The organism is Sulfitobacter sp. 1A13353 (assembly GCF_043557255.1).
In the GTDB taxonomy this organism is placed as follows: Bacteria; Pseudomonadota; Alphaproteobacteria; order Rhodobacterales; family Rhodobacteraceae; genus Sulfitobacter; species Sulfitobacter faviae.
In genome coordinates this window covers 155184-173037 of record NZ_JBIFFS010000004.1, presented here as the reverse complement: position 1 = coordinate 173037, position 17854 = coordinate 155184, and the positions used below count along the sequence as shown (strand labels likewise).

The window sequence follows — 17854 nt, the reverse complement described above, 5'->3', positions numbered from 1 at the left end:
AAGAACGCCTTATGGAGGCTGCGCGCACCGGGCGGGTCAAACATGCGGGCAAGTTTATCTGCGCGCAGCTGTCCAACCATGGGTTTCAGGTGCGCCAAGGCTGGAAGGGTGTGTTGCCGACGCGCGTGAAGGCCGCGATCCGGTCTGATCTCGTCCATCTATACGGTGTTGCAGAAGAGCAGATCGACGTAGCCCTGGAGGCGGACGATAAGAGCCGGGCTGCGGGACTGGCGCGCTACGGCGACGATAAATCTGGCCGCGCGCCGGTGATGAACGATAGGATCATGATCCGGGCTCAACCGGGACAGGCGCTGAATATCGGCGGGGCCCAGATCCATATGCCTGATGGTGCGATCATGTCGATCGACACCAGCACTGCGGGACTTCATGAGGCGAAAGGCATCATCCTCGTTGAGAATGAGGAAGTCTTCTACCGTTTCGAGCGGCTGAACTTTCCCGTCCCTGCTTGCTGGCGCAGCTACACGGTGGTTTTCCGCGGTAAGGCGCATGTGGCCAGGCAAGACACCTGCGAAGACTGGCTTCGCGGGTTGGATGTGCCCGTGATCGCATTCCCTGACTTCGACCTTGCGGGACTGGTCTTTGCCGCAGCTGTCCCGCGTGTTTCCGGTCTTCTTTGGCCTGGTGTCGCGCGGCTTGAAGAGATGTTGAAACGCGCAGGGCGCAAAGATCTCTTTGAGGCGCAGTCGACCTATCTCGACAAGGCGTCAAGACTTGAGGAACCATTCGCTGACGCTGCAGGAACTCTTATTAAATCAGGCCGAGGTCTTAACCAAGAAGCATTTCTCAATCTGGCTGGGCGCGCAGCCTGACACCCGGACCACCTCCATCCGCGCCGAGAAACAGGATGCCCGCGCCCTGCAAGGCAGCCTGCATGGCTTTGGAGTTCGCATAATGCACGCCGATCGTGCCATCGACAGCTTCGCTGCGGCGCACAGTGGCCACACCGATCCCGGCCATATCGGCCAGCTCCTGTGCGGAGATCCTCAGCATCGCCCGGCCGGCGCGGATCTGCGCGCCTGTAAGCTTAACCTTTCTGGTCTCTGCCATGCGGATGTCCTCTCGGGATAGCTGATAATATTGAGATCATCAGATACTTAGAAGATCAGCGCAAGCAAAAGTTGTTGGTAGGGTGGGGTCGGACCTCGGGCCGACCCCGGGTGCATTACCAAAGCAGGTCAAACATCCCCTTCATGACCTTCTTGGCCGGCGCCGATTTACCTGTCTCATGGTCGGTCACCATGCCTTCCTGAAACCGGTAGGTCCGCCGCTTGTCCGCCCGTGCCCCACAGCCGATCTGAGCAGACCGGTCTTTATTCTCGGCGCCCGCTCCCTCGGCTGCCAGAAGGGCATCGAGGCGTGATGTCATCTCCGCCCGGGCCTCGGCTTCCGAGTTCGGCCGCTTGCGCTGCTGTGAGGTCACCACTAGCCCCGTGGGACCATGCCGCAGCCGTGCCGAGTTCATATGTCGATTTCGATGTTGTCCCCCGGCCCCAGATCCCGAGTACCATTCCAATACGAAATCGCCGTCAGAACGCCGCGCCGCGGGGTGATCTGCGGTGCGTTCAGCCAGGGCCAGTACGGAAACGGTTACGGTGGAGGAGTGGACACGTCCACGGCGCTCGTTATCCGGCACACGCTGAATACGATGACCGCCTGCTTCGCTCTGCAGGGCGCTTGTATTTTTACCGGTGATGTCGAGAGTGATTGTGCGCCCATCGCTGCCATCGGCGATGACGCGGTGCTTTCAGCCCTTGCGGGCGGACAGGCGAATGTAGCTGCGCATCAGGTCTTGCGCGAAGAGGCTTGCGTCTGCCCCGCCTTCGGCGGGACGGATCTCGAGGCGATGTGCCATATTGGATCTCCCTATAGGCCACGGAAGTGTGGCTGCTCTATGGATAGGCAATTACCGTATCTCGGTCAACATGCGAAAATTAGGTCTAGCCTTAATCTTGTATTCAGGAATACGTGGATAATTCTTTATGGCCGGCTTTATATTTCTTGCGAATAATTTATCTAGGAGGACAAGCCTTCGGCATTGGAGACTTTTTTGGAACAGACCGTCATTGTCCTCATCGTTATCGTTCTTGGCCTCGGCCTGTTGCGCTATGCCGCAAAGATCATTGCCTTGGGGCTGATCATCTTTGTCGGAATTCCGTTCATCTTCACAGATGTGGTCATCGAGGTCGATTGGTCACGATTGAAAAATCGCACGCGGGCCTTTGTCGCCACGTTATTCGATCTTGAGATGCCAGAGGTAAAAGCTGCAGATGAAATAGAGGCAAGTCTTACCTACCTGCCGAGCAGCTGTTCGCTCGAAAGACCCCTGCGCTTGGAAATGCAAAGCCTGTCCACCCAGCGGATAGGGCAGGTGGCGTATAAGCTAAGCCACCGGCCCCAGGATCGGACCGCACCGGTCTCCTTCACCGAAGGAACCTCTGATCAGACCATCGCCCCGGGCAATGTCGTAGCCTATTGCGTCCTCATGCCGCCGAATGCGCGGCGGGACGACCTCTTCTCCGTAGAGATCACCGATGTCCGTTACATAAGGTAGGTTTGACGTCAGTAGGTCTGAACCTGACCGGATCCGCCGCATGTCCCGCAGACCGTCGGTTGGCCACGTCCTGACCCACCGCAGCCAGTGCATGTTTGTGGCTGGCCGCTATGATGTTGCTGGCCGCTGCCGCCACAGCTGTTACAGCTCGCTGGGAAGCGACCTTGTCCACCGCAACCGCCACATGTTGCCTGTGACATATGTTCTCCTATCACTCTTATGTAAGAACCAAACTAGAGATGCCGGATAACCATGCAACGCTAGATATTCGCACCAGAGAAGAAGCACGTCACTTAACTGTGGATTAGATCTGCATTCCAATCAGAAAGGCAACGAAGCTGGAGGCATCCAAGGGCTTGGTGAACACACAGCGAGGAGCCGTATGCTTGATCCGCTTGAGGTGTTCCTCTTTGCAGGTCCCAGTGACAAAGATAATGCTGAGCTCAGGATTTTTCTGCTGTATCCAGCTGACTGCATCGACCCCGTCTCCGGGCCCGATGAGCTCCATGTCCGAGACAACCATGTCTAGAGGCTCATCACCCAATTTGCATTTCACCTCATCGAGAGAGCGCGCGATCGCTACTACAGTCCAGCCCGCGCCCTCACAAAGAGCCTCAAGGTCCAATGCGATCAGGGGATCATCTTCGATAATTGCGAGTTTATTTGCCATGTCCAGTCCAGTTTTAAGTGTCCCGCCTGCACTCGGATCTGCCCCCCAGGGCCGGATGTGGTTTGGGGTTGGTTTGTGTTGATATTGCCCAACGCGGGAAACGCTTGAGCGTTCCGCGGGGGCAACAAGACTATACCGTGGCGCGATCTGGTCGCATACTGTCAGAGGCCTGTCGAGATGAGGTGTAAGAAACCATAGAGTTCTGAGATAGCTATGCGGTGATCTTGATGTGGATTGCCGATCTCACTTGCCGATATCGCGGAGGCGGGCCATCACGCCCGCCTCAGCTCAGCGACCTCAGCCTGACGTTGATCGTCCTGAGCCTCGTCGCTTTTTGCCACAACCTTTCGCAGCAGCTCTGGGTTTTTCACCAGCGCAGTAGCCAAGACCACATTCCCATCGAGCCGGTTCATCGCGACGCTGGCGACGCTGACACCAAGGGATGTGATGGCCGGATTATGTAGTCGGGCGTAAGAGTGGTCAGTATGTGCGTCATCAAGGTTCTTGGTCGACATGACGGTGATCAGACCTTCATGGATCGCCCAGAGGCACATGCCATCAAAGGAGGCTTCAAGGCGCTCGGGCAGGCCGAAATCTTCGAAGTCGACATCCAGCGTAGTGCAGCCAATGTTGCGTGCCAGGAAGTCGAAGATACCCAGCAGTGTTTCATTTCCTTCAGTCAATCCCATGATCGCTCTCCATACTGTCTGCTTCACTCATTTGAGGTTAGGACGAGAGGATGTAAAAACCGCGTGCCTACTTGAAACTGAGCGAATTTCAGACAGGCAACCTCATCCGGATTGCCTGAAGTATGCGCTCTATCAGTCAGAAGTTATTGACCGAATTGAGCTCCGCCTGATCAACGGGCATTGCCAGTACAAGGGGAGGGCGTCCAGTGGCTTGCCGATGTATCGAAATACATTGCCAAAGGAGGCTATGGACTGGGGTCCTGTGCTTCTTATTGATGCCGCCCTAGGAGAGATGCCGTGATGCGAGCGTCCATATCCAGATTTTCGACGATCGATTTGAGCTCCTCATCCTGAGGCGAATATATGCATACCGGCGCTTCTGGTTTTTTCACAACAACTGAGCCATCCTCCATTTTCCAAATTAACGCCGTGCTGTGATCCATCCAAACGGGCCTCGTGGGGAGGCCGAGCAAGGGTGTGATGATCTCAAGATCTGAGCAGGGTGTAGCAATCGGCGGCGGCAGGAAGCTTGCGATGGTTTCTCCGCTCCATTCCTCCAGAAGGTTTTGATCTAGGATTTCATCAAAAACGAAGCGCTCGAGGTCATAGCGCGCGACAACTTGAAGATCCATAAGACGGGCGCGGCCGTAAGCAATGCTTGGGTGACGATGGGCAAGCCGCCCCGCGGCACAAAGGCATTTCTCGTGGTAACGTTCAAGATTGACGGCGCCGTTGTTATTACCCTCAAATGCGAAAAAAACGAATCCCTCATCATCGACCAACGGCGCATTACCATCTGACACACAGATCAAAGCTGATCCTGGAAGGATGTCCGTCAGCATAGACCGGCCCGACAGGAAGGGGCCAAGATCTTGAACGACAGCGTTGCTATTGGGCACCAGAACGCACGCTGTTTTGCTATCATGTCTTGGAAAACCTGATATCCATGCCATGTCTAACTCCAATAATGTGGCAAAATATTGCAAGTATACACTTCGAAGTTATGATATTCGCAATGTCGTGCTACCTTCTCTTAAGCTTGCGCTTCGTATTCGGCAAGAAATTTCAGTCGGGATGATAAGGAATGTTAGATCGCGAAAAGGGGCCCAAAGGGCATGGTTGTATGACGTTGCCGGTCAAGGATATCGATCTGGTAACACTGGTCGAACATATCTTTGCAAATGATGTCACTCCAGAGACGAGCTTCGATATTGCATCAACTGTAGCCACTGCAGCGGTCAGCTTTGCCATTGAATGCATGGCAAACGCGATGGGTAAGCTTGCTTTGCGCGTTGATGCCAAGCAAGGTGAAGTTAACTTTGCCGGATGGGATGTCACGCAGCTTCGAAACCATTCAGGCAACGCATTTAGTATGACTATTTCACGTAAAAACTTGCCAGGCGCCTGGAACCTCGGTGTGCAATTCGAACCCATGCTCAGTGAGGCGGGTGCATTAGCGCGTCAGAAACTGGAAGATGAACGCGGCCCGGAAAGCATGGATGATAGGATCCGTCGCATCCTGAACACAGATCCTGCAGAGGCTTTATTTGAGGCGAACACTGAGAATTTCCGTCCGTCTAAACATGGCGACATGTTGAAAAAGATTGCCGTAACGGCCTTGAAAACGAGTGCTGGACCCGCTTCGGATATGACTGCGCCGCCACCAGGTGTTTCGAGCAAAGAAAGTATGGCGATATCAGAGTTTAACGAGGACCCATTCCGCTTCGAGGGCAGCTGGTCAGGCTGTGCGTTAACGATGAGGCCTGCGCGCAAGGCCGAAAGCCGGAACGATGAAACTAAATGGAAAACGAGCTGCAGTGGTTGGGACTGTGTTCGGTGTTTCACTGGCCTTCAGTTCCTCTTCGTGATGTCGCAAATTATCACCGACGCCGGGCTTCGTCCGGCTGTCAGCGCCGAACTGAACCATATGCTGCCAAGACGACTTTGGTCGAGCCTCGATCAGGGAAGTATTTTGCATGAAGAGATCGGTATTGCTTCAGTGCGTGACGGGGGCGGCCTTGTCAGTAAAAAAGTCTTACAGGTTATAGAGGATATCATGAAGATCTCACAAAAAGACAGATCAAAGTCGGGTCTGAACCCAGAGGTGAGCTAGTGAGGAGGAAGGGCGAGGTTATGCCCCCTTCCAGGCTCTTTGCCCTTTATGGGTTATCCACATATTGTTGACACGCACTTCATTGCGTAGAGCGCCGTCATGACATTCTTGACCGGTAAAGGGCTTGGGCCTTCAACCAGTAGAGGATGTAACCATGGTAAATCTCAAAGCAATGATATCCGGCATCAATCTGATGACCAGCCTTGGGTGGATGTGTGTCTTTATCGGAGCATTTGTCTTGCTGGGATCTGAGGCTTCCGCTGCGGATGATGGTTTTCGCGAAATAGCGCTAATGCTTATGGCCGCAGGTTTTTACACTCTCGCTCCAGGCACAATGATCGCATTGGTCGGCATCCTGATGGGGTTGTTCAAACAGCGTCGCGACACAAAATGAAACGGTTATCATTTTTGGCTCTCGGGATCATCTCTCTGATCCTATCAGCGATTGGCGCGGGGGGTGTGATCTTCGTAGAGCGGAGCATGGAGGTCACATGCGCAACCGTTACGGCTGCCTTGTCAGGGCTGCTCTGTGGCCCCGATCAGCCCCTTGTGGCGGCGTTGTGGGTCTTCCCGGGGATTGCTCTCCTATCGGCGCTTCTGTTCATCCTCGTCCATTTTCTTACCAAGGAGAGCATGGGCTACGGGGAGGATGATCACTTCTGATCAGTCCAGCCCCATGCTTTCGGCGATCATGACAGCTTGGACCCGGTTCTTAGCGCCAAGCTTGTTACAGAGGGTTCTGATATGGAGCTTGACGGTGCCATCGCTGATGCCGATTTCCTCGCTGATTTCGCGGTTCGTCATGCCGGAGCGCAGACAGCCAAGCATTTCTGTCTCTCTTTCTGACAGCTTGATCTCGCTTTCGTCGTTGCTCGTCTGCTTAAAGAGATCCGCTGGCATATATGTCTGACCAGAGAGGATGAACCGAATGATACTGGGAATTGAATCTGCTGGGTCGTTTTTGGAAATTAATCCTTTAGCGCCCATTGATAGAGCATTGTGGATGATCGATCGGTTGTCCAAGCCGGAGAAAAGCACCACCGGTTTACTTGCATTGAGTTCGATGCATTTTTCGACACCCTGAAGGCCGTTCATTCCGGGCATTGCAAAGTCGAGTAGAACGATATCGAAGGGTCCGAAGTCTTTTATCACCTCCTGGACACCTGAGAAGTTTGAAGCCTCAGTAACATGAAAGTCACTCTCTTTGCGCAGCATGGAGGCAACAAGATCGCGGATGACTTGATGGTCATCTGCGAGGAGGATCCGATATTTCTTCTTATCGTTCATGCTTTGCTTTCAAAACCGTTTCTAACTGTTAACCTCAGCAGGCATTGCAGAGCGAATTTTCGATGTAAGTGATCTCGCTTCAGCAATCTTGCCGTCCTTCAAGAGCCTTTCACATTGCCCTACCTGTTTCGCCAGATCAGAAAGCTGCAAAATAGCTGCAAGCCCCTTTATGCGATGCGCTTCATCAGCCGTCTCATCCACTTCTTCCTTTAACTTTAAGGATGAAAGGCCCTCAAGCAACCTCTTAACTTCCGATCTTAGAGAGTCCATAGCGGAATCTATCTTTTCTGATCCTACAATGTCCTTAACGCTCAGTTGGTTATTCTTTTTTGACCCAGTAAAGATCGATTGTATGTTGCCGCTGGTGAGAGGTTTGTTAATCACATCATCCATTCCGGAGCGCAAAAACCGCTCAACCTCATCTGGTGCGCCGTAGGCTGTAACGCCGATGATCTTAGCATCCTTTGATTTGCTTGATTTTCGGATGATCTTGGTGGCTGCCAGTCCGTCCATGACAGGCATGTTCACATCCATAAGAATGGTCGGGAATTTTCTCGATGACGCAATCTCTACAGCCTCGCGGCCATTCTCGGCGATCGTCACATCCAAGCCATGCCACTCCAGCATTTCACATGCCAAAATTCTACTTGCCTCATTGTCTTCGACCAAAAGAACTTCTTCTTTTATCGCCTCAGATTTAAGTGCCGGCATTTTAAGCGTTTCTGGAAGAGCTATACGCTCTGACAGAGTCTTTGAGGATTCCAGCTTGCACGTGAACCAAAATAGAGTTCCGTATCCAAGCTTGCTCGAATAGCCAATCTCGCCGCCCATGCTTTCCACAGCACGTTTTGCGATCGGAAGACCGAGTCCTGAACTTTGGGTTGCAGAAAATTGTTTGGTGTCGCCCATAATGAAGGGCTCGAAGATGCGTTCGCGATCCGCCTCTGAAATACCAGACCCCGTATCTTCCACTTCGATCCGGACTTGCCCTCGATATTCTGCGGCTCGAATGGTGATTGTGCCATTCTTTGTATGTTTTATTGCGTTTCCGAGCAGGTTGTTAAGGGGACGCATAAAGACCCTGAGAGGCCCTCGGACAAAAGAAGTATCCCGATCATCTAGCTCCAGCTCAAACATGGTTCCGACACTCTGGGCGAGAGGTCTGAACTGGTCCACAGCCTCCTCTATGACATCAACGTAGTTGAACTCGACAATGTCGAGCTGGAAATCTCCGCGCTCGACCCAGGCCAGGTCCAAAACATTGTTAATCTGGTCGAGCGCTGCATGGGCGGATTTCTCTGCGATACTAAGCAGTCGTTTCTGATCAGAGTTTGGGTTCGTTCTGACATTGATCGCGTCGAGTGCTGCAATTGCCCCGCTGATAGGTGTGCGCATCTCATGGCTCATGGCAGCAAAGAAACGTATACGTGACTCCACGGCGTTCACAGCCTTATCTCGCGTTTGTCTAAGCTCAGTCTCGCGCGCTTTTTGTTCAGTAATGTCGCGCAAAAACAGGACCAAGACGCTGCGCCCTCGACTGTCTCGATCGCGGGCCACAAGAAGGTCGATATCAAGCATCGTACCATCCTTACTGCGCGCTCTCGTTGTGGTCCTATGGGTCATCCCGTGTTCGAGAGTTATGCCGTTGTGCTGACCTTTAGTTAGGATATTCCAAGCAAACTCTTTGGGGTCACCTTCGCCGTGATACAGTGTATCAATGACGTTCTGGTTCAGGAGGTCGCTTTCGTCCAAGTTAAGCATCTCTGTAGCGGCAGGGTTCACCGTTAGAATGCGCGCCATGCGGTCGACAATCATGATCCCCTCGCTGGAGAGGTCATAAGTCTTTTGAAGGCTCTCTCGCGCTTCAGCCTCTTTGCTGCGGGTGGCAATCATTCGGTTCCAGCTGAAGATCATCATAAACATTGAAGCGACCAACATAAAAACAAGCACAACGGATGCTTGGGAGAACCTATTGATTGTGCTCCACAGCCTGGCGCGTTCGAATGCTGACTTATCTGCAGCAAGTCGCATGGTCTTTACTGCAAAGTTGCGGATGCGTTCGATGAACATATTCATGTCCATCTGCATCACCATCGCTTTATTTAATGTGTCGGTTCCTTCATCTGCTTGCGCAATTGCAAGCAGTTTGGGTCTGTATGAGAAGATTGCATTATAGTCTTGAACAAGCTCATCAATGACTGCAAGGCGGTCTTCTGAAATATGGATTTTTACGATATCCATCCTGCTCATGAGGATGCCAGCCGACATTCTCAGTTGCTGTTCTGCAATAGGATCTTCTGGGTTCAGAAGGTAATCATCCATTGCAATTTTGAACTGCAAGCTGTTGGGTTCGATCTGCCCTACGACCCAAATTGAATTTTCTGTTGCTTTATCTGTCGTCTCACGCAGGCCATCATAGACCCGCATGAGGTAAATACCGAAGATCACAAAGCCGATAACGGTCGCAAAGACGAAAAATGATGATCGGATCAACCCCTTGCGCGCAGGTTGATCCAATACACCAATTTCTTGTGTCTTTTTGAACCGCTGAAAGTATCGTCGGTAAAGTGACAAATTATTCCGTCCCTGAGGGTATATTTAACGATACGCCTTGATCGTCGAGGAGTTCTCTCATCGATGAAAGCTGCCATACAGAGACTGCGTTTCCGCGCTCTTCCTGATCTCCAGGGAAATCGTCAAAATTGTATATGATCCAAAGAGGGCCTTTCTCCCAAACCTCAAACGGCTCGCCGTTGATGCGGGTGGCGATGATAGGGTAATCGTCGCCAATGGGATCTTTGCTTGTGTCCATGACGATGGTGTAGCCGTTCAGGCCGATAAGTTCGACCCGGTCTTCTTGAATATTTGAGGCATTGAGAACAGTTTGGAGGCTCGGACCTGAATATGTATGCGCGCCCTCTGTCCAAAGAGTTTCCGTCGTAAACTCGATCTGCTCGAAGCCCTCCAGCCGTTCTCTTGTAAAGCGCTCGATGTTGCCTTCCGTGGATATAACCTTGAGCAGAACCCCATCATCGTGAGTTTCGGCATCTACAGGGTCTGTGACAAATGCGAGGGCTGCGAGAAGAGGTAAGGTTCGCATAAATATACGTATCATGGCGTTCTTGATTCTTATCATACTGTGAAGCCCCTTTGATAAGCTACTGTTGTACATGGTATGTTCACTTGAAGACTGTGTAGTTGTGGATAAACCGCGCAGCTTTCGTGAGCAGGGCATAAGTCTCTAGGAGATAGGAGGCAATGCCTTATGACCTTTACGTTAGGTTTTGATCACAAATCTGCCACCCTTCTCTGGCAGAAAGGGCAGGAGGCGGTGCGTCTTGCAGATGCACTGAACGATACTCAAGACTTCTCAGCTTTTGCAGATGAAGCTGTGGTGGATTGGATTGAGTTGCAGGATCAGGATCTGATCACCTCTTCCAAGCCTATTCGAAAGTTGCAAGATCTCCATTCGGCAGTGGAGGCCGAAGATCTTAAAGCTCGTTTCAGCAAAAGCGATGATCTGATCGAAAATCTTACAGAGCGCACCAAGCGTCTCGTTGTTCTCAAGAACGACCTGCTTGAGGTGAAAGAGCTGAAGGCAAAACTGAGCGACCGACAACAGTCAGGTCAAGCTGCCTTCAATAGGCACCAATCTGATGATGCTAAATCCAAGCTGGACGCCGAGTTCGAAAGTCTGCTCGCCAGCCTTGATGAGATGGCGCAAGATTTGATGACGCGGGTAGAGAGGCTCGCGGGCTTTTTTGAAACAGCGAATGCACCGCGCATCCTTCAGGCCGCGGAGGCTGGACGGCGTCCGATCCGTGATGCGCTGGATGCGGAGGCCGAGGGCTTGCGAGAATTCATATCCTCCTTGAAACCACAGGTGAGGGAACAGGAGCCCCCAACATCCCATCCTTCAACTGCCCAGCGTGACGGGGCAATCCAGCAAGATGGGCCTCAGATCGAAGGGCGGGGTGACAACGCCCCGAATCCTCAAATCCAGCTACGACGCAAGGAGCTGGGTGGAGCTCTCTCGGCCGGAGAGGTCTACCGCAGGACTGAAGTCTACTTCAAATCGCTTTGGGATGCGGAAATCGAGCAGCGTCATTGTGGCGCAATTTTGATCTTCGAGCCGACCGCCAGCCGGGGGATCAGCATCCATGACCTTTTGGGTTTGAGCAATACAGACGCCATGTTGGAGCAGGCAAAAACGCAGATACTGGCGCGCTTCGGGCGCCGGGACTGACTGCGCCGCGGATTCAGCGACAATCGCATCGTGAGAGGATGCAAAGGGCGGTCAGATGCGCTCGGGAACACCCTCTGTTTCGGGTCTTCGATTGATGGATTTAGGTCGGACCGAGTTAGGGTTTGAGGCTCTTGTATCTGACAGATGATAGGGATTTTTTAAGCCTAGACCTGCACAGGATCGGTGCATTCACGATTTTAATAACCGATTACATCAGAAAGATAACCGATCTTATCGTAACGCCATTTTGTAGTTTATTGTCAGGTCTTTAAGTCTATGACTTAATGTGCAGGCGACTTGTTCTGCTCGCCGCCTGCACGATGACGCCTGCCTGCGTCCTTGCCTCTGTGCTTCGCCATTTTGACTGACGTTTACCGCACATCCAATTGGTAGCAGATGATTGTTGAATGGCGCAACAGGTAACCTCTCCGGGTGCCGCAGAGTCATGCGATCCTTTGTGGATATCTGCATCCACCCGCGCCCAAGACGCTTAACTCTCTGATCGTTATGCACCATCGTTTAATAAGGCAGAGCAAAGAATGTATATAGATAAACGATGCCAACCCAGATCACCCTGACACATCAGCACCACCTCTCATCTCGATGAGATGCGGTGCGCCACCCCAAAAACGTCAGAGCCCTTCAGACCCTCAGATACAGAAAAACCGGCACCCATCAGAGCACCGGCTTTATCTGAAGATCAAGATCGCCCATCAGGCCATAAGAACATCACGCATATTCAGGGGTGACATTATTCTCACGGGCAGGGGCGGCTTGGAATGGGTCTTTCGGTTGAGCAGGCATAGCCTTGTCATGCACTCGGGATACGCCACTCATCAACTGACGAGAAACCAAATCTTCGATATCCGCACGACGCGACCCAGACAATGTGGACCGAGACATACGTTTTGCAATCACATCGACGTCCTCACGCAGTTGATCGGGTGACTGATGAATGGCGCGCACCATCAATGCTTTGGACCGCTTTTCAAAATCATCGAGAAGCTTGGGATCAATGCCGGAAGCCTCAAGGCGCTCACGGATATCGCCAACCTCGTGAGCCGCAAAACGCTTCACAAGTGTCTCGGTCCCATTGAAGCGAGCCATGCGCAGGTTTGGCTGGTGCTTGGTAGAGATGGTTGGGTCTGGGATGTGGAACATATCATGTTCTCCTTTCCTCCCCATGATACCCAAGCCTGCGAAAAACAACGAAGGGCCGAGCCAGCCAGAATATCAAAAAGCCACACAGAGCAGGAAACGGAGCCCAAAATACCAAAAGGAAATGCTGAACTCTTGAATGGTCACACTGATGCGAATAAGTTTTACATATAATTATTCATGGGAAACGAGACATGACAGCTTCCGAGCGGCAAGAGCGACTGGACCGCCTATCAGCAGGTATCGTCGAGCTCCGCGGTCTGGCACCCAAGATCAGCGCTGCAACGGAAGAGATCGAGAGCTTCTGCGGCTCGGCGGCACGGCTCGGCCTGCGCCTGCTGGACGGGCTCGGTATGCCGGTATCGCTGCGGCGTCATGAGCTGGTCTCAATCCCGGAAACGATCACCTTGCTCAAACATGTAGATGGCCTAACCCAAAGCGGTGTCACACCGGCAGACATGAGTGACATCCGGGGGCTTGTGGCCAGCCGGGCGGCTGCGCTTGATGCCGCGCTCAACGCCATTCAGGAAATCGACATGATCCGCATCGAGCCTGGGGTCGACCTCGGGCTCACCGAGGCGCGCATCGATCCTCAGCGCGCTGTTGCGGCCTTCCTGTCGCGCATGGGGCATAGCTTGCCTGCAGAGATTCAGCCCGACCTAAACGAAGATATCGGTGGCGCGCTGTTCTCGGATTACGTCTCAGCCGATCTGCCACAGGAGGAGCGCGAGGAGAGCGCCGCGCGGATTAAGGCCAATCCCGTACTTAAACGCTATACCCATGACGAGCTGATCATCGTGGCAAAGCTGCGCCATATCATCCTCAAGCTCGACCAATATGGCTTTGGAATCCCCGCGCGCCGTCGTCCGATGTTCAGCCGCGCGCGACGCAACATCCTATGGTCTGTGCCGCGGGTCGGCATGATCATGGTGACCCATCTGCCCAGCTGGCACCGCAATGACGATATCGGCAAGCTGCTTTTGGATCTGCGCCGCTATGAGCAGCATATGAACGACATGGCCATGGTTCCCGAGGATGACGACTGGTTTACCCGCAACGACCCGTTGGCCAAGGCCCTGCGCCAGGACGCCTGGTCCATTCATCAGCGCGGCACAGGAATTGTTCAGAGCATCGGGCAGGGGCCCTCGGCTTACAGATTTGATGAGGCCTTCTTTGATCTCATGCCTGGAAAACACGCTAATTTCACGCAGCGCTTCGTGGAGGCCTCGGCACCTCTTATCAATGCCATGGCAGCCTGTGGTATCGGTGGGCGCGGGGAGCGCGATCGGGCGATGATGCCCGAGGAGATTGCCGAGGCTGCGCGCGCCGAGAGCGGCAAAGAAACTCTTTTGGGGGCACTAAAGGATCTCTTCCTTTAGATTAGGTTCACGATGTAAATCGTTTGTTAATCGAAAAAAAATATAAAGCTGGCCTGTTTAGGAGAGTCTCAGCACCCATAAGAAATGGGTGCCGGTGCCGCTGAGCTATAAAAACATAGGGTTCAACGTTTTTGTGAGTTGGGTTGGTCAAAATATCCACAGAATTGCGTTCATAAATCTGCGAAAAACATGCAAAATAAAGTGATAACGTGTTGTGATCAGAGGTAGTAACCCTTATTTACTATTCATTGGGGTGGGGGCCTTGATGGGAACGAGAAATAGATGAACTGCCACAACGCTATTGCTGCACGGACACGACTAAAAATGGCTGAACGCCATGCGAAAAACGAGCAGTGTCTGGCTGATCTTCTTCAGGAAGAAGTCAAACAGACTGAAATTGAAGCGGCAAGTAGCGTCAGCCTTTTTCTCGAACGCCTGAACGACGAGGACGACGCCATGGCAGGAGATGAACAGACAGATCACCAAGGTTGAAGCCTCGGTTGGCTTCTGGAACGACCTCGAGCCTTTGCGTAAGGAAAGATGGTATCCCGATCTTAGGCGGGCCATTGCGAATTTTGTAACAGACTTGGCTGCAGGAAATCCCGTGCGAGAAAGGGGGTTCTCGAACCCGCGTCTCAAAGGGATCATGCATCTCAATCTCCCCAAAGACCTCCGGCTTTTCCATGTTTATCCTGACAGCGATACGCTCAGGCTTTGCTTGGTCGCGGATCATAAGGTATATGGCTTCAACGGTAAGCATATGGGGCGTGAGGCGGCCACGGCCGACAAGATCTGGCGCGGGGTGGAAATGCCTGTTGCGGTCTCGCCCTTCTGGAAGAACCTGAAATGGAAAACACCAGCTGAGGTTTGCGACCATCCTGAGCTTGCTGAGATGTCGGTCGATGGGCTGCGAAGTCTGATTGACGATCTCGATCAGGAGGCGGACAGCTGGCAGAAGTTGACGCGCCACCTCAAAGTCGATGGGATCGACGATATTCCGCTCAAGGATTTCGAGACTTGGTCTGATGATCTGATCCGGGCCCAGGACTGTGCATACAACTCACTGGAAACCATTGCGAAGAATGCGCGTGGAAAACTGTCCGTCGATGACTTCAGCGTCTGGTGCGAGCCATAAAAAAGCACGCCCCTCGGGGGCGTGCCTGAATTCATTAAACTGATTTGCTGATCAGGAAGCCTTATCCTCAGCGCTCTTCTTGGAAGATGCTTTCTTGGACGGCTTGTCATCCGCTACCTTCACGTCCGACTTGCCGGTGATGCCCTTGCCGATCTCGATGCGGCGCGGGCGGCTCGATTCAGGGATCTCGCGGACCAAGTCGATGTGCAGCAGACCATTCTCAAGACCGGCGCCAACCACTTTCACATGATCGGCGATGTGGAACTTGCGGCGGAAGGACCGGGCGGAGATGCCGCGGTGCAGGTAGGTCGCCTCGTTCTTGCCGTCCTTGTTGCCCATTACGAAGAGCTCGTTCGCGCGCAGCTCGATGTCGAGCTCGTCTTCGCTGAACCCGGCCACGGCCAGAGTAATGCGGTAGTTGTCCTCGTCGGACTTCTCGATGTTGTAGGGCGGAAATCCTGCGGGCTGAACATCTGCATTCAGCGTGCGGTCCAGCATCTCAGCAATGCGGTCAAAGCCGACAGTGCGGGTCAGCAGGGTATTGAAGTCATTCTGTGGTGTCGTCATCTTATCCATCCTCTTTCAGAGCAATGTTGCGGCCCCCTCGATTTCGACGAGGACCTGTTTCAGGGTTACCGAACCCGTTGTGGCGTCCGGTGATCCTGAAATGGGTATGCCCTAAGACGCGCGCAAGTGTTTTGCGAAAAATATCTATCATCATATTGTGGATAACTTTCAAAGCACTGAGCGGCTCTCCGGATCACATCGATCTGATCCAGCGCGACATCGCCTTGAATGTGCGAAAAACGCGGAATATCTGATCCTACATAGTAAAGGAGACCCCAGATGGTATCGAGACGCGCATTTACAATTGGCATGGCGGCCGGCTCCCTGCTGCCGGGTTTCGCCCAGGCGGAGGCAAGCGGCCCCACGGCATTGAACATCTACCTCGATGGCAAACAGGTCGGCGTCTTCGGCATTGCGCTGACCCGGTCTGCCGGGGAGCTGCGGGCTGAAGTGGATATCGATATTTCTCTGCGCGGTTTTGCAGGTATTCCGCTCTACACCTATGCGCTGAGCTCCAAAGAGATCTGGAAGGGTGGTCTATTGCAGTCGATGGCTTCCGATGTGCGCAAGGGGTCCAAGACCCAGCGCGTCGAAGTGGGCCGTGTTGGGAGCAAGCTTCTGGTGCAGAGCGAGAAGTTCACCGGCGAAGCCCCCAGCAAGTCCGGGACAAGCTCGTATTTCTCTCAGGATCTTCTGGATCGTAAAATCTGGATCAACAGTGACAATGGTGAGCTGCTCGAGATGGCGTCCAAGCGCGAGCGCCGCGTCGACATCGGCGGTCAGGAGTTCGTGGAGTTCTCCACTTCGGGCGGCCTTGAGACCCGCGTGTTCTACACTGATGACGGACGTTTTGGCGGCGCTATCTTCGACGTGAAAGGGCGCCAGGCGCAGATCTTGCCCGGCGATGTCAGCAGCGTGAAGGCTTCGCTCACATAACCCGGAAAGACCGGATCAGCAGTCCGAATAACCATCTCCATCTGCGGGGTCGATCCGCAGATGGGTGATCCGGCCCGGCGTGCCGCAGATCTGAATAAGCCAGGTTTGGCTGTAGCCCTCCCATCCTTGTCCCAGCTGTATCTTGAGGTAGCGGTCCACACCGCCGGCGCGTACCAGTGCCGGGATCTTCGCCCGCATCTCTGGATTTTGGAAATAGGGATCGTCTTGATCGCCTTCATGACGACGTCCTAAGCGATGGAAGTTTGCCCGGTCCTGCTGGACCACGGCGCCCACATCCATGAGAGGCGTGCCAGAGGAGTTGTAGAAGTCTTCCCGGCCGATGAAGGTGTAATAGGACGCGAGGTTGGGCTCACTGTGGGCCGCCTGCGCGATTAGTAGACTGATTGTCGGTAAGATGTACTGAAATTTACGCATGAGCTAACCCCTTATGTAAAATCGAGCCAATCATAGCTTATTTTCAAGATTTTCGGCACTCCCCTGAGTAGGGGGCTCCGCTCAAGCTGCTTTCACAGGCAAATCAGTGAGTCTTTCGAGTCACATTTCGGATTTTCTCAAATTGGGATATTGCCTGACGGATAGGGCGTGAGTAAGACTTGAACATTCCAACGGCCGTCTTCTAGCAAATGACTGCTTGATGGAGAGACGCAATGTCAAACACCCCAAAACTTGTGACCCAGGACACCCCGGCCAACATGGTGCTGAATGCCATGCTGTCGGATCATGTCCTCTATCCCTGCTTTTGCTCAATGGTCTATCAGTTGGCCGAGAGCTTGCAGGGCTCTGATGAAGTGCTTGGTTCCGACTGCTGGGACCAGGTCAATGAGATCCTTATCGGCAAAGCTGATCCGGGATCTGTTCGCAGGTTCGCGGCGCGCCACGGCCGCGGCTGGACGGAGGAGGCGAAATCCTTCCACGCTGCCTTGCTCTACCTGATCGATGAAGATGAAGGGCGCCGCATGCAATATGCGTCGCTTGGCACGGAAGACCGGCATGAATTTGTGAAGTCCCGGCTTTGGGCGGCCCGGGAGATGCGCGTCAGCCAGGGGATCGCACTCTAAACAACCGCGCGCACCACGGCAGA

The 17854-nt window shown here is 53.3% G+C and carries 21 protein-coding genes and 1 pseudogene; 10 read left to right on the top strand and 12 right to left on the bottom strand.

Translation table 11 applies throughout. From position 1 onward, the window contains the following. Positions 1-11 precede the first annotated feature (11 nt). The gene (locus tag ACGYLO_RS11535; protein WP_394376575.1) at positions 12-830 is read left to right on the top strand and encodes a hypothetical protein; all 819 of its coding nucleotides are present in this window, start codon (positions 12-14) and stop codon (positions 828-830) included. On the opposite strand, the gene ACGYLO_RS11530 is transcribed toward ACGYLO_RS11535, so the two are convergent. From ACGYLO_RS11530 to ACGYLO_RS11520, 3 genes and pseudogenes are all read right to left on the bottom strand, one after another. Continuing rightward, complete coding sequence (locus tag ACGYLO_RS11530) at positions 805-1068, bottom strand: transcriptional regulator (RefSeq protein WP_394376574.1); 264 nt, start codon at positions 1066-1068, stop codon at positions 805-807. The genes ACGYLO_RS11535 and ACGYLO_RS11530 overlap by 26 nt on opposite strands. Before the next feature lie 115 nt (positions 1069-1183). Beyond that, positions 1184-1534, bottom strand: a complete 351-nt coding sequence (locus ACGYLO_RS11525) for a peptide chain release factor-like protein (protein WP_394376846.1) — start codon at positions 1532-1534, stop codon at positions 1184-1186. 81 nt (positions 1535-1615) lie between these two features. Next, positions 1616-1873: pseudogene (locus ACGYLO_RS11520) on the bottom strand (PCRF domain-containing protein); the annotation flags it as partial. 195 nt (positions 1874-2068) lie between these two features. Here ACGYLO_RS11520 and ACGYLO_RS11515 point away from each other — a divergent pair. Then, complete coding sequence (locus ACGYLO_RS11515) at positions 2069-2572, top strand: hypothetical protein (RefSeq protein ID WP_394376573.1); 504 nt, start codon at positions 2069-2071, stop codon at positions 2570-2572. A gap of 304 nt (positions 2573-2876) precedes the next feature. Here the strand turns inward: ACGYLO_RS11515 and ACGYLO_RS11510 are convergent, their stop codons facing one another. The 3 genes from ACGYLO_RS11510 to ACGYLO_RS11500 form a co-directional block, all read right to left on the bottom strand. Further along, positions 2877-3242 carry a response regulator gene (locus ACGYLO_RS11510; RefSeq protein ID WP_394376572.1) on the bottom strand — a complete coding sequence of 122 codons (366 nt, stop codon included), beginning with the start codon at positions 3240-3242 and terminating at the stop codon, positions 2877-2879. Between the two features lie 272 nt (positions 3243-3514). Next, the gene (locus ACGYLO_RS11505; RefSeq protein WP_394376571.1) at positions 3515-3931 is read right to left on the bottom strand and encodes a hypothetical protein; all 417 of its coding nucleotides are present in this window, start codon (positions 3929-3931) and stop codon (positions 3515-3517) included. A gap of 269 nt (positions 3932-4200) precedes the next feature. Beyond that, positions 4201-4884, bottom strand: coding sequence for a hypothetical protein (locus ACGYLO_RS11500; RefSeq protein WP_394376570.1), 684 nt, complete (start codon positions 4882-4884; stop codon positions 4201-4203). 170 nt (positions 4885-5054) lie between these two features. On the opposite strand from ACGYLO_RS11500, the gene ACGYLO_RS11495 reads away from it, so the two are divergent. After that, positions 5055-6044: a hypothetical protein gene (locus ACGYLO_RS11495; protein ID WP_394376569.1), complete on the top strand. Its 990-nt coding sequence runs from the start codon at positions 5055-5057 to the stop codon at positions 6042-6044. Between the two features lie 154 nt (positions 6045-6198). Beyond that, positions 6199-6438 carry a hypothetical protein gene (locus ACGYLO_RS11490; protein ID WP_394376568.1) on the top strand — a complete coding sequence of 80 codons (240 nt, stop codon included), beginning with the start codon at positions 6199-6201 and terminating at the stop codon, positions 6436-6438. A 269-nt stretch (positions 6439-6707) separates the two neighbouring features. Here the strand turns inward: ACGYLO_RS11490 and ACGYLO_RS11485 are convergent, their stop codons facing one another. Genes ACGYLO_RS11485 through ACGYLO_RS11475 form a run of 3 tightly spaced genes read right to left on the bottom strand, consistent with a single transcriptional unit; the run spans position 6708 to position 10467 of the window. Further along, on the bottom strand, positions 6708-7331 hold the full coding sequence (locus ACGYLO_RS11485; RefSeq protein WP_394376567.1) for a response regulator transcription factor: 624 nt from the start codon (positions 7329-7331) through the stop codon (positions 6708-6710). A 21-nt stretch (positions 7332-7352) separates the two neighbouring features. Further along, positions 7353-9905: an ATP-binding protein gene (locus tag ACGYLO_RS11480; protein WP_394376566.1), complete on the bottom strand. Its 2553-nt coding sequence runs from the start codon at positions 9903-9905 to the stop codon at positions 7353-7355. A 1-nt stretch (position 9906) separates the two neighbouring features. Further along, positions 9907-10467, bottom strand: coding sequence for a hypothetical protein (locus ACGYLO_RS11475; protein WP_394376565.1), 561 nt, complete (start codon positions 10465-10467; stop codon positions 9907-9909). 129 nt (positions 10468-10596) lie between these two features. Here ACGYLO_RS11475 and ACGYLO_RS11470 point away from each other — a divergent pair, with 129 nt between their 5' ends. Further along, positions 10597-11577 carry a hypothetical protein gene (locus ACGYLO_RS11470; protein WP_394376564.1) on the top strand — a complete coding sequence of 327 codons (981 nt, stop codon included), beginning with the start codon at positions 10597-10599 and terminating at the stop codon, positions 11575-11577. 729 nt (positions 11578-12306) lie between these two features. Here the strand turns inward: ACGYLO_RS11470 and ACGYLO_RS11465 are convergent. Further along, complete coding sequence (locus tag ACGYLO_RS11465; protein WP_394376563.1) at positions 12307-12738, bottom strand: hypothetical protein; 432 nt, start codon at positions 12736-12738, stop codon at positions 12307-12309. A 191-nt stretch (positions 12739-12929) separates the two neighbouring features. On the opposite strand from ACGYLO_RS11465, the gene ACGYLO_RS11460 reads away from it, so the two are divergent. The 3 genes from ACGYLO_RS11460 to ACGYLO_RS11450 all read left to right on the top strand — a co-directional run bounded on the left by ACGYLO_RS11460 (position 12930) and on the right by ACGYLO_RS11450 (position 15249). Beyond that, positions 12930-14114, top strand: coding sequence for a hypothetical protein (locus ACGYLO_RS11460; protein ID WP_394376562.1), 1185 nt, complete (start codon positions 12930-12932; stop codon positions 14112-14114). Positions 14115-14396: 282 nt separating this feature from the next. After that, positions 14397-14606: a hypothetical protein gene (locus ACGYLO_RS11455; RefSeq protein ID WP_394376561.1), complete on the top strand. Its 210-nt coding sequence runs from the start codon at positions 14397-14399 to the stop codon at positions 14604-14606. Next, positions 14581-15249 (top strand): hypothetical protein, encoded by a 669-nt coding sequence (locus tag ACGYLO_RS11450; RefSeq protein WP_394376560.1) that lies wholly within the window; start codon positions 14581-14583, stop codon positions 15247-15249. The genes ACGYLO_RS11455 and ACGYLO_RS11450 overlap by 26 nt, the downstream gene beginning before the upstream one ends. A 51-nt stretch (positions 15250-15300) precedes the next feature. Here ACGYLO_RS11450 and ACGYLO_RS11445 read toward each other — a convergent pair whose 3' ends face one another. Then, a complete protein-coding gene (locus ACGYLO_RS11445) occupies positions 15301-15816 on the bottom strand; it encodes an Hsp20 family protein (RefSeq protein ID WP_273055748.1) in 516 nt (171 codons plus the stop codon). A gap of 279 nt (positions 15817-16095) precedes the next feature. Here ACGYLO_RS11445 and ACGYLO_RS11440 point away from each other — a divergent pair, with 279 nt between their 5' ends. After that, on the top strand, positions 16096-16752 hold the full coding sequence (locus tag ACGYLO_RS11440) for a DUF6134 family protein (RefSeq protein ID WP_394376559.1): 657 nt from the start codon (positions 16096-16098) through the stop codon (positions 16750-16752). Positions 16753-16767: 15 nt separating this feature from the next. Here ACGYLO_RS11440 and ACGYLO_RS11435 read toward each other — a convergent pair whose 3' ends face one another. Then, positions 16768-17187 carry a hypothetical protein gene (locus ACGYLO_RS11435; protein ID WP_394376558.1) on the bottom strand — a complete coding sequence of 140 codons (420 nt, stop codon included), beginning with the start codon at positions 17185-17187 and terminating at the stop codon, positions 16768-16770. Between the two features lie 233 nt (positions 17188-17420). Here ACGYLO_RS11435 and ACGYLO_RS11430 point away from each other — a divergent pair, with 233 nt between their 5' ends. Then, entirely contained in the window at positions 17421-17831 is a 411-nt protein-coding gene (locus tag ACGYLO_RS11430; RefSeq protein ID WP_394376557.1) for a hypothetical protein, read from the top strand. Positions 17832-17854: the final 23 nt, after the last annotated feature.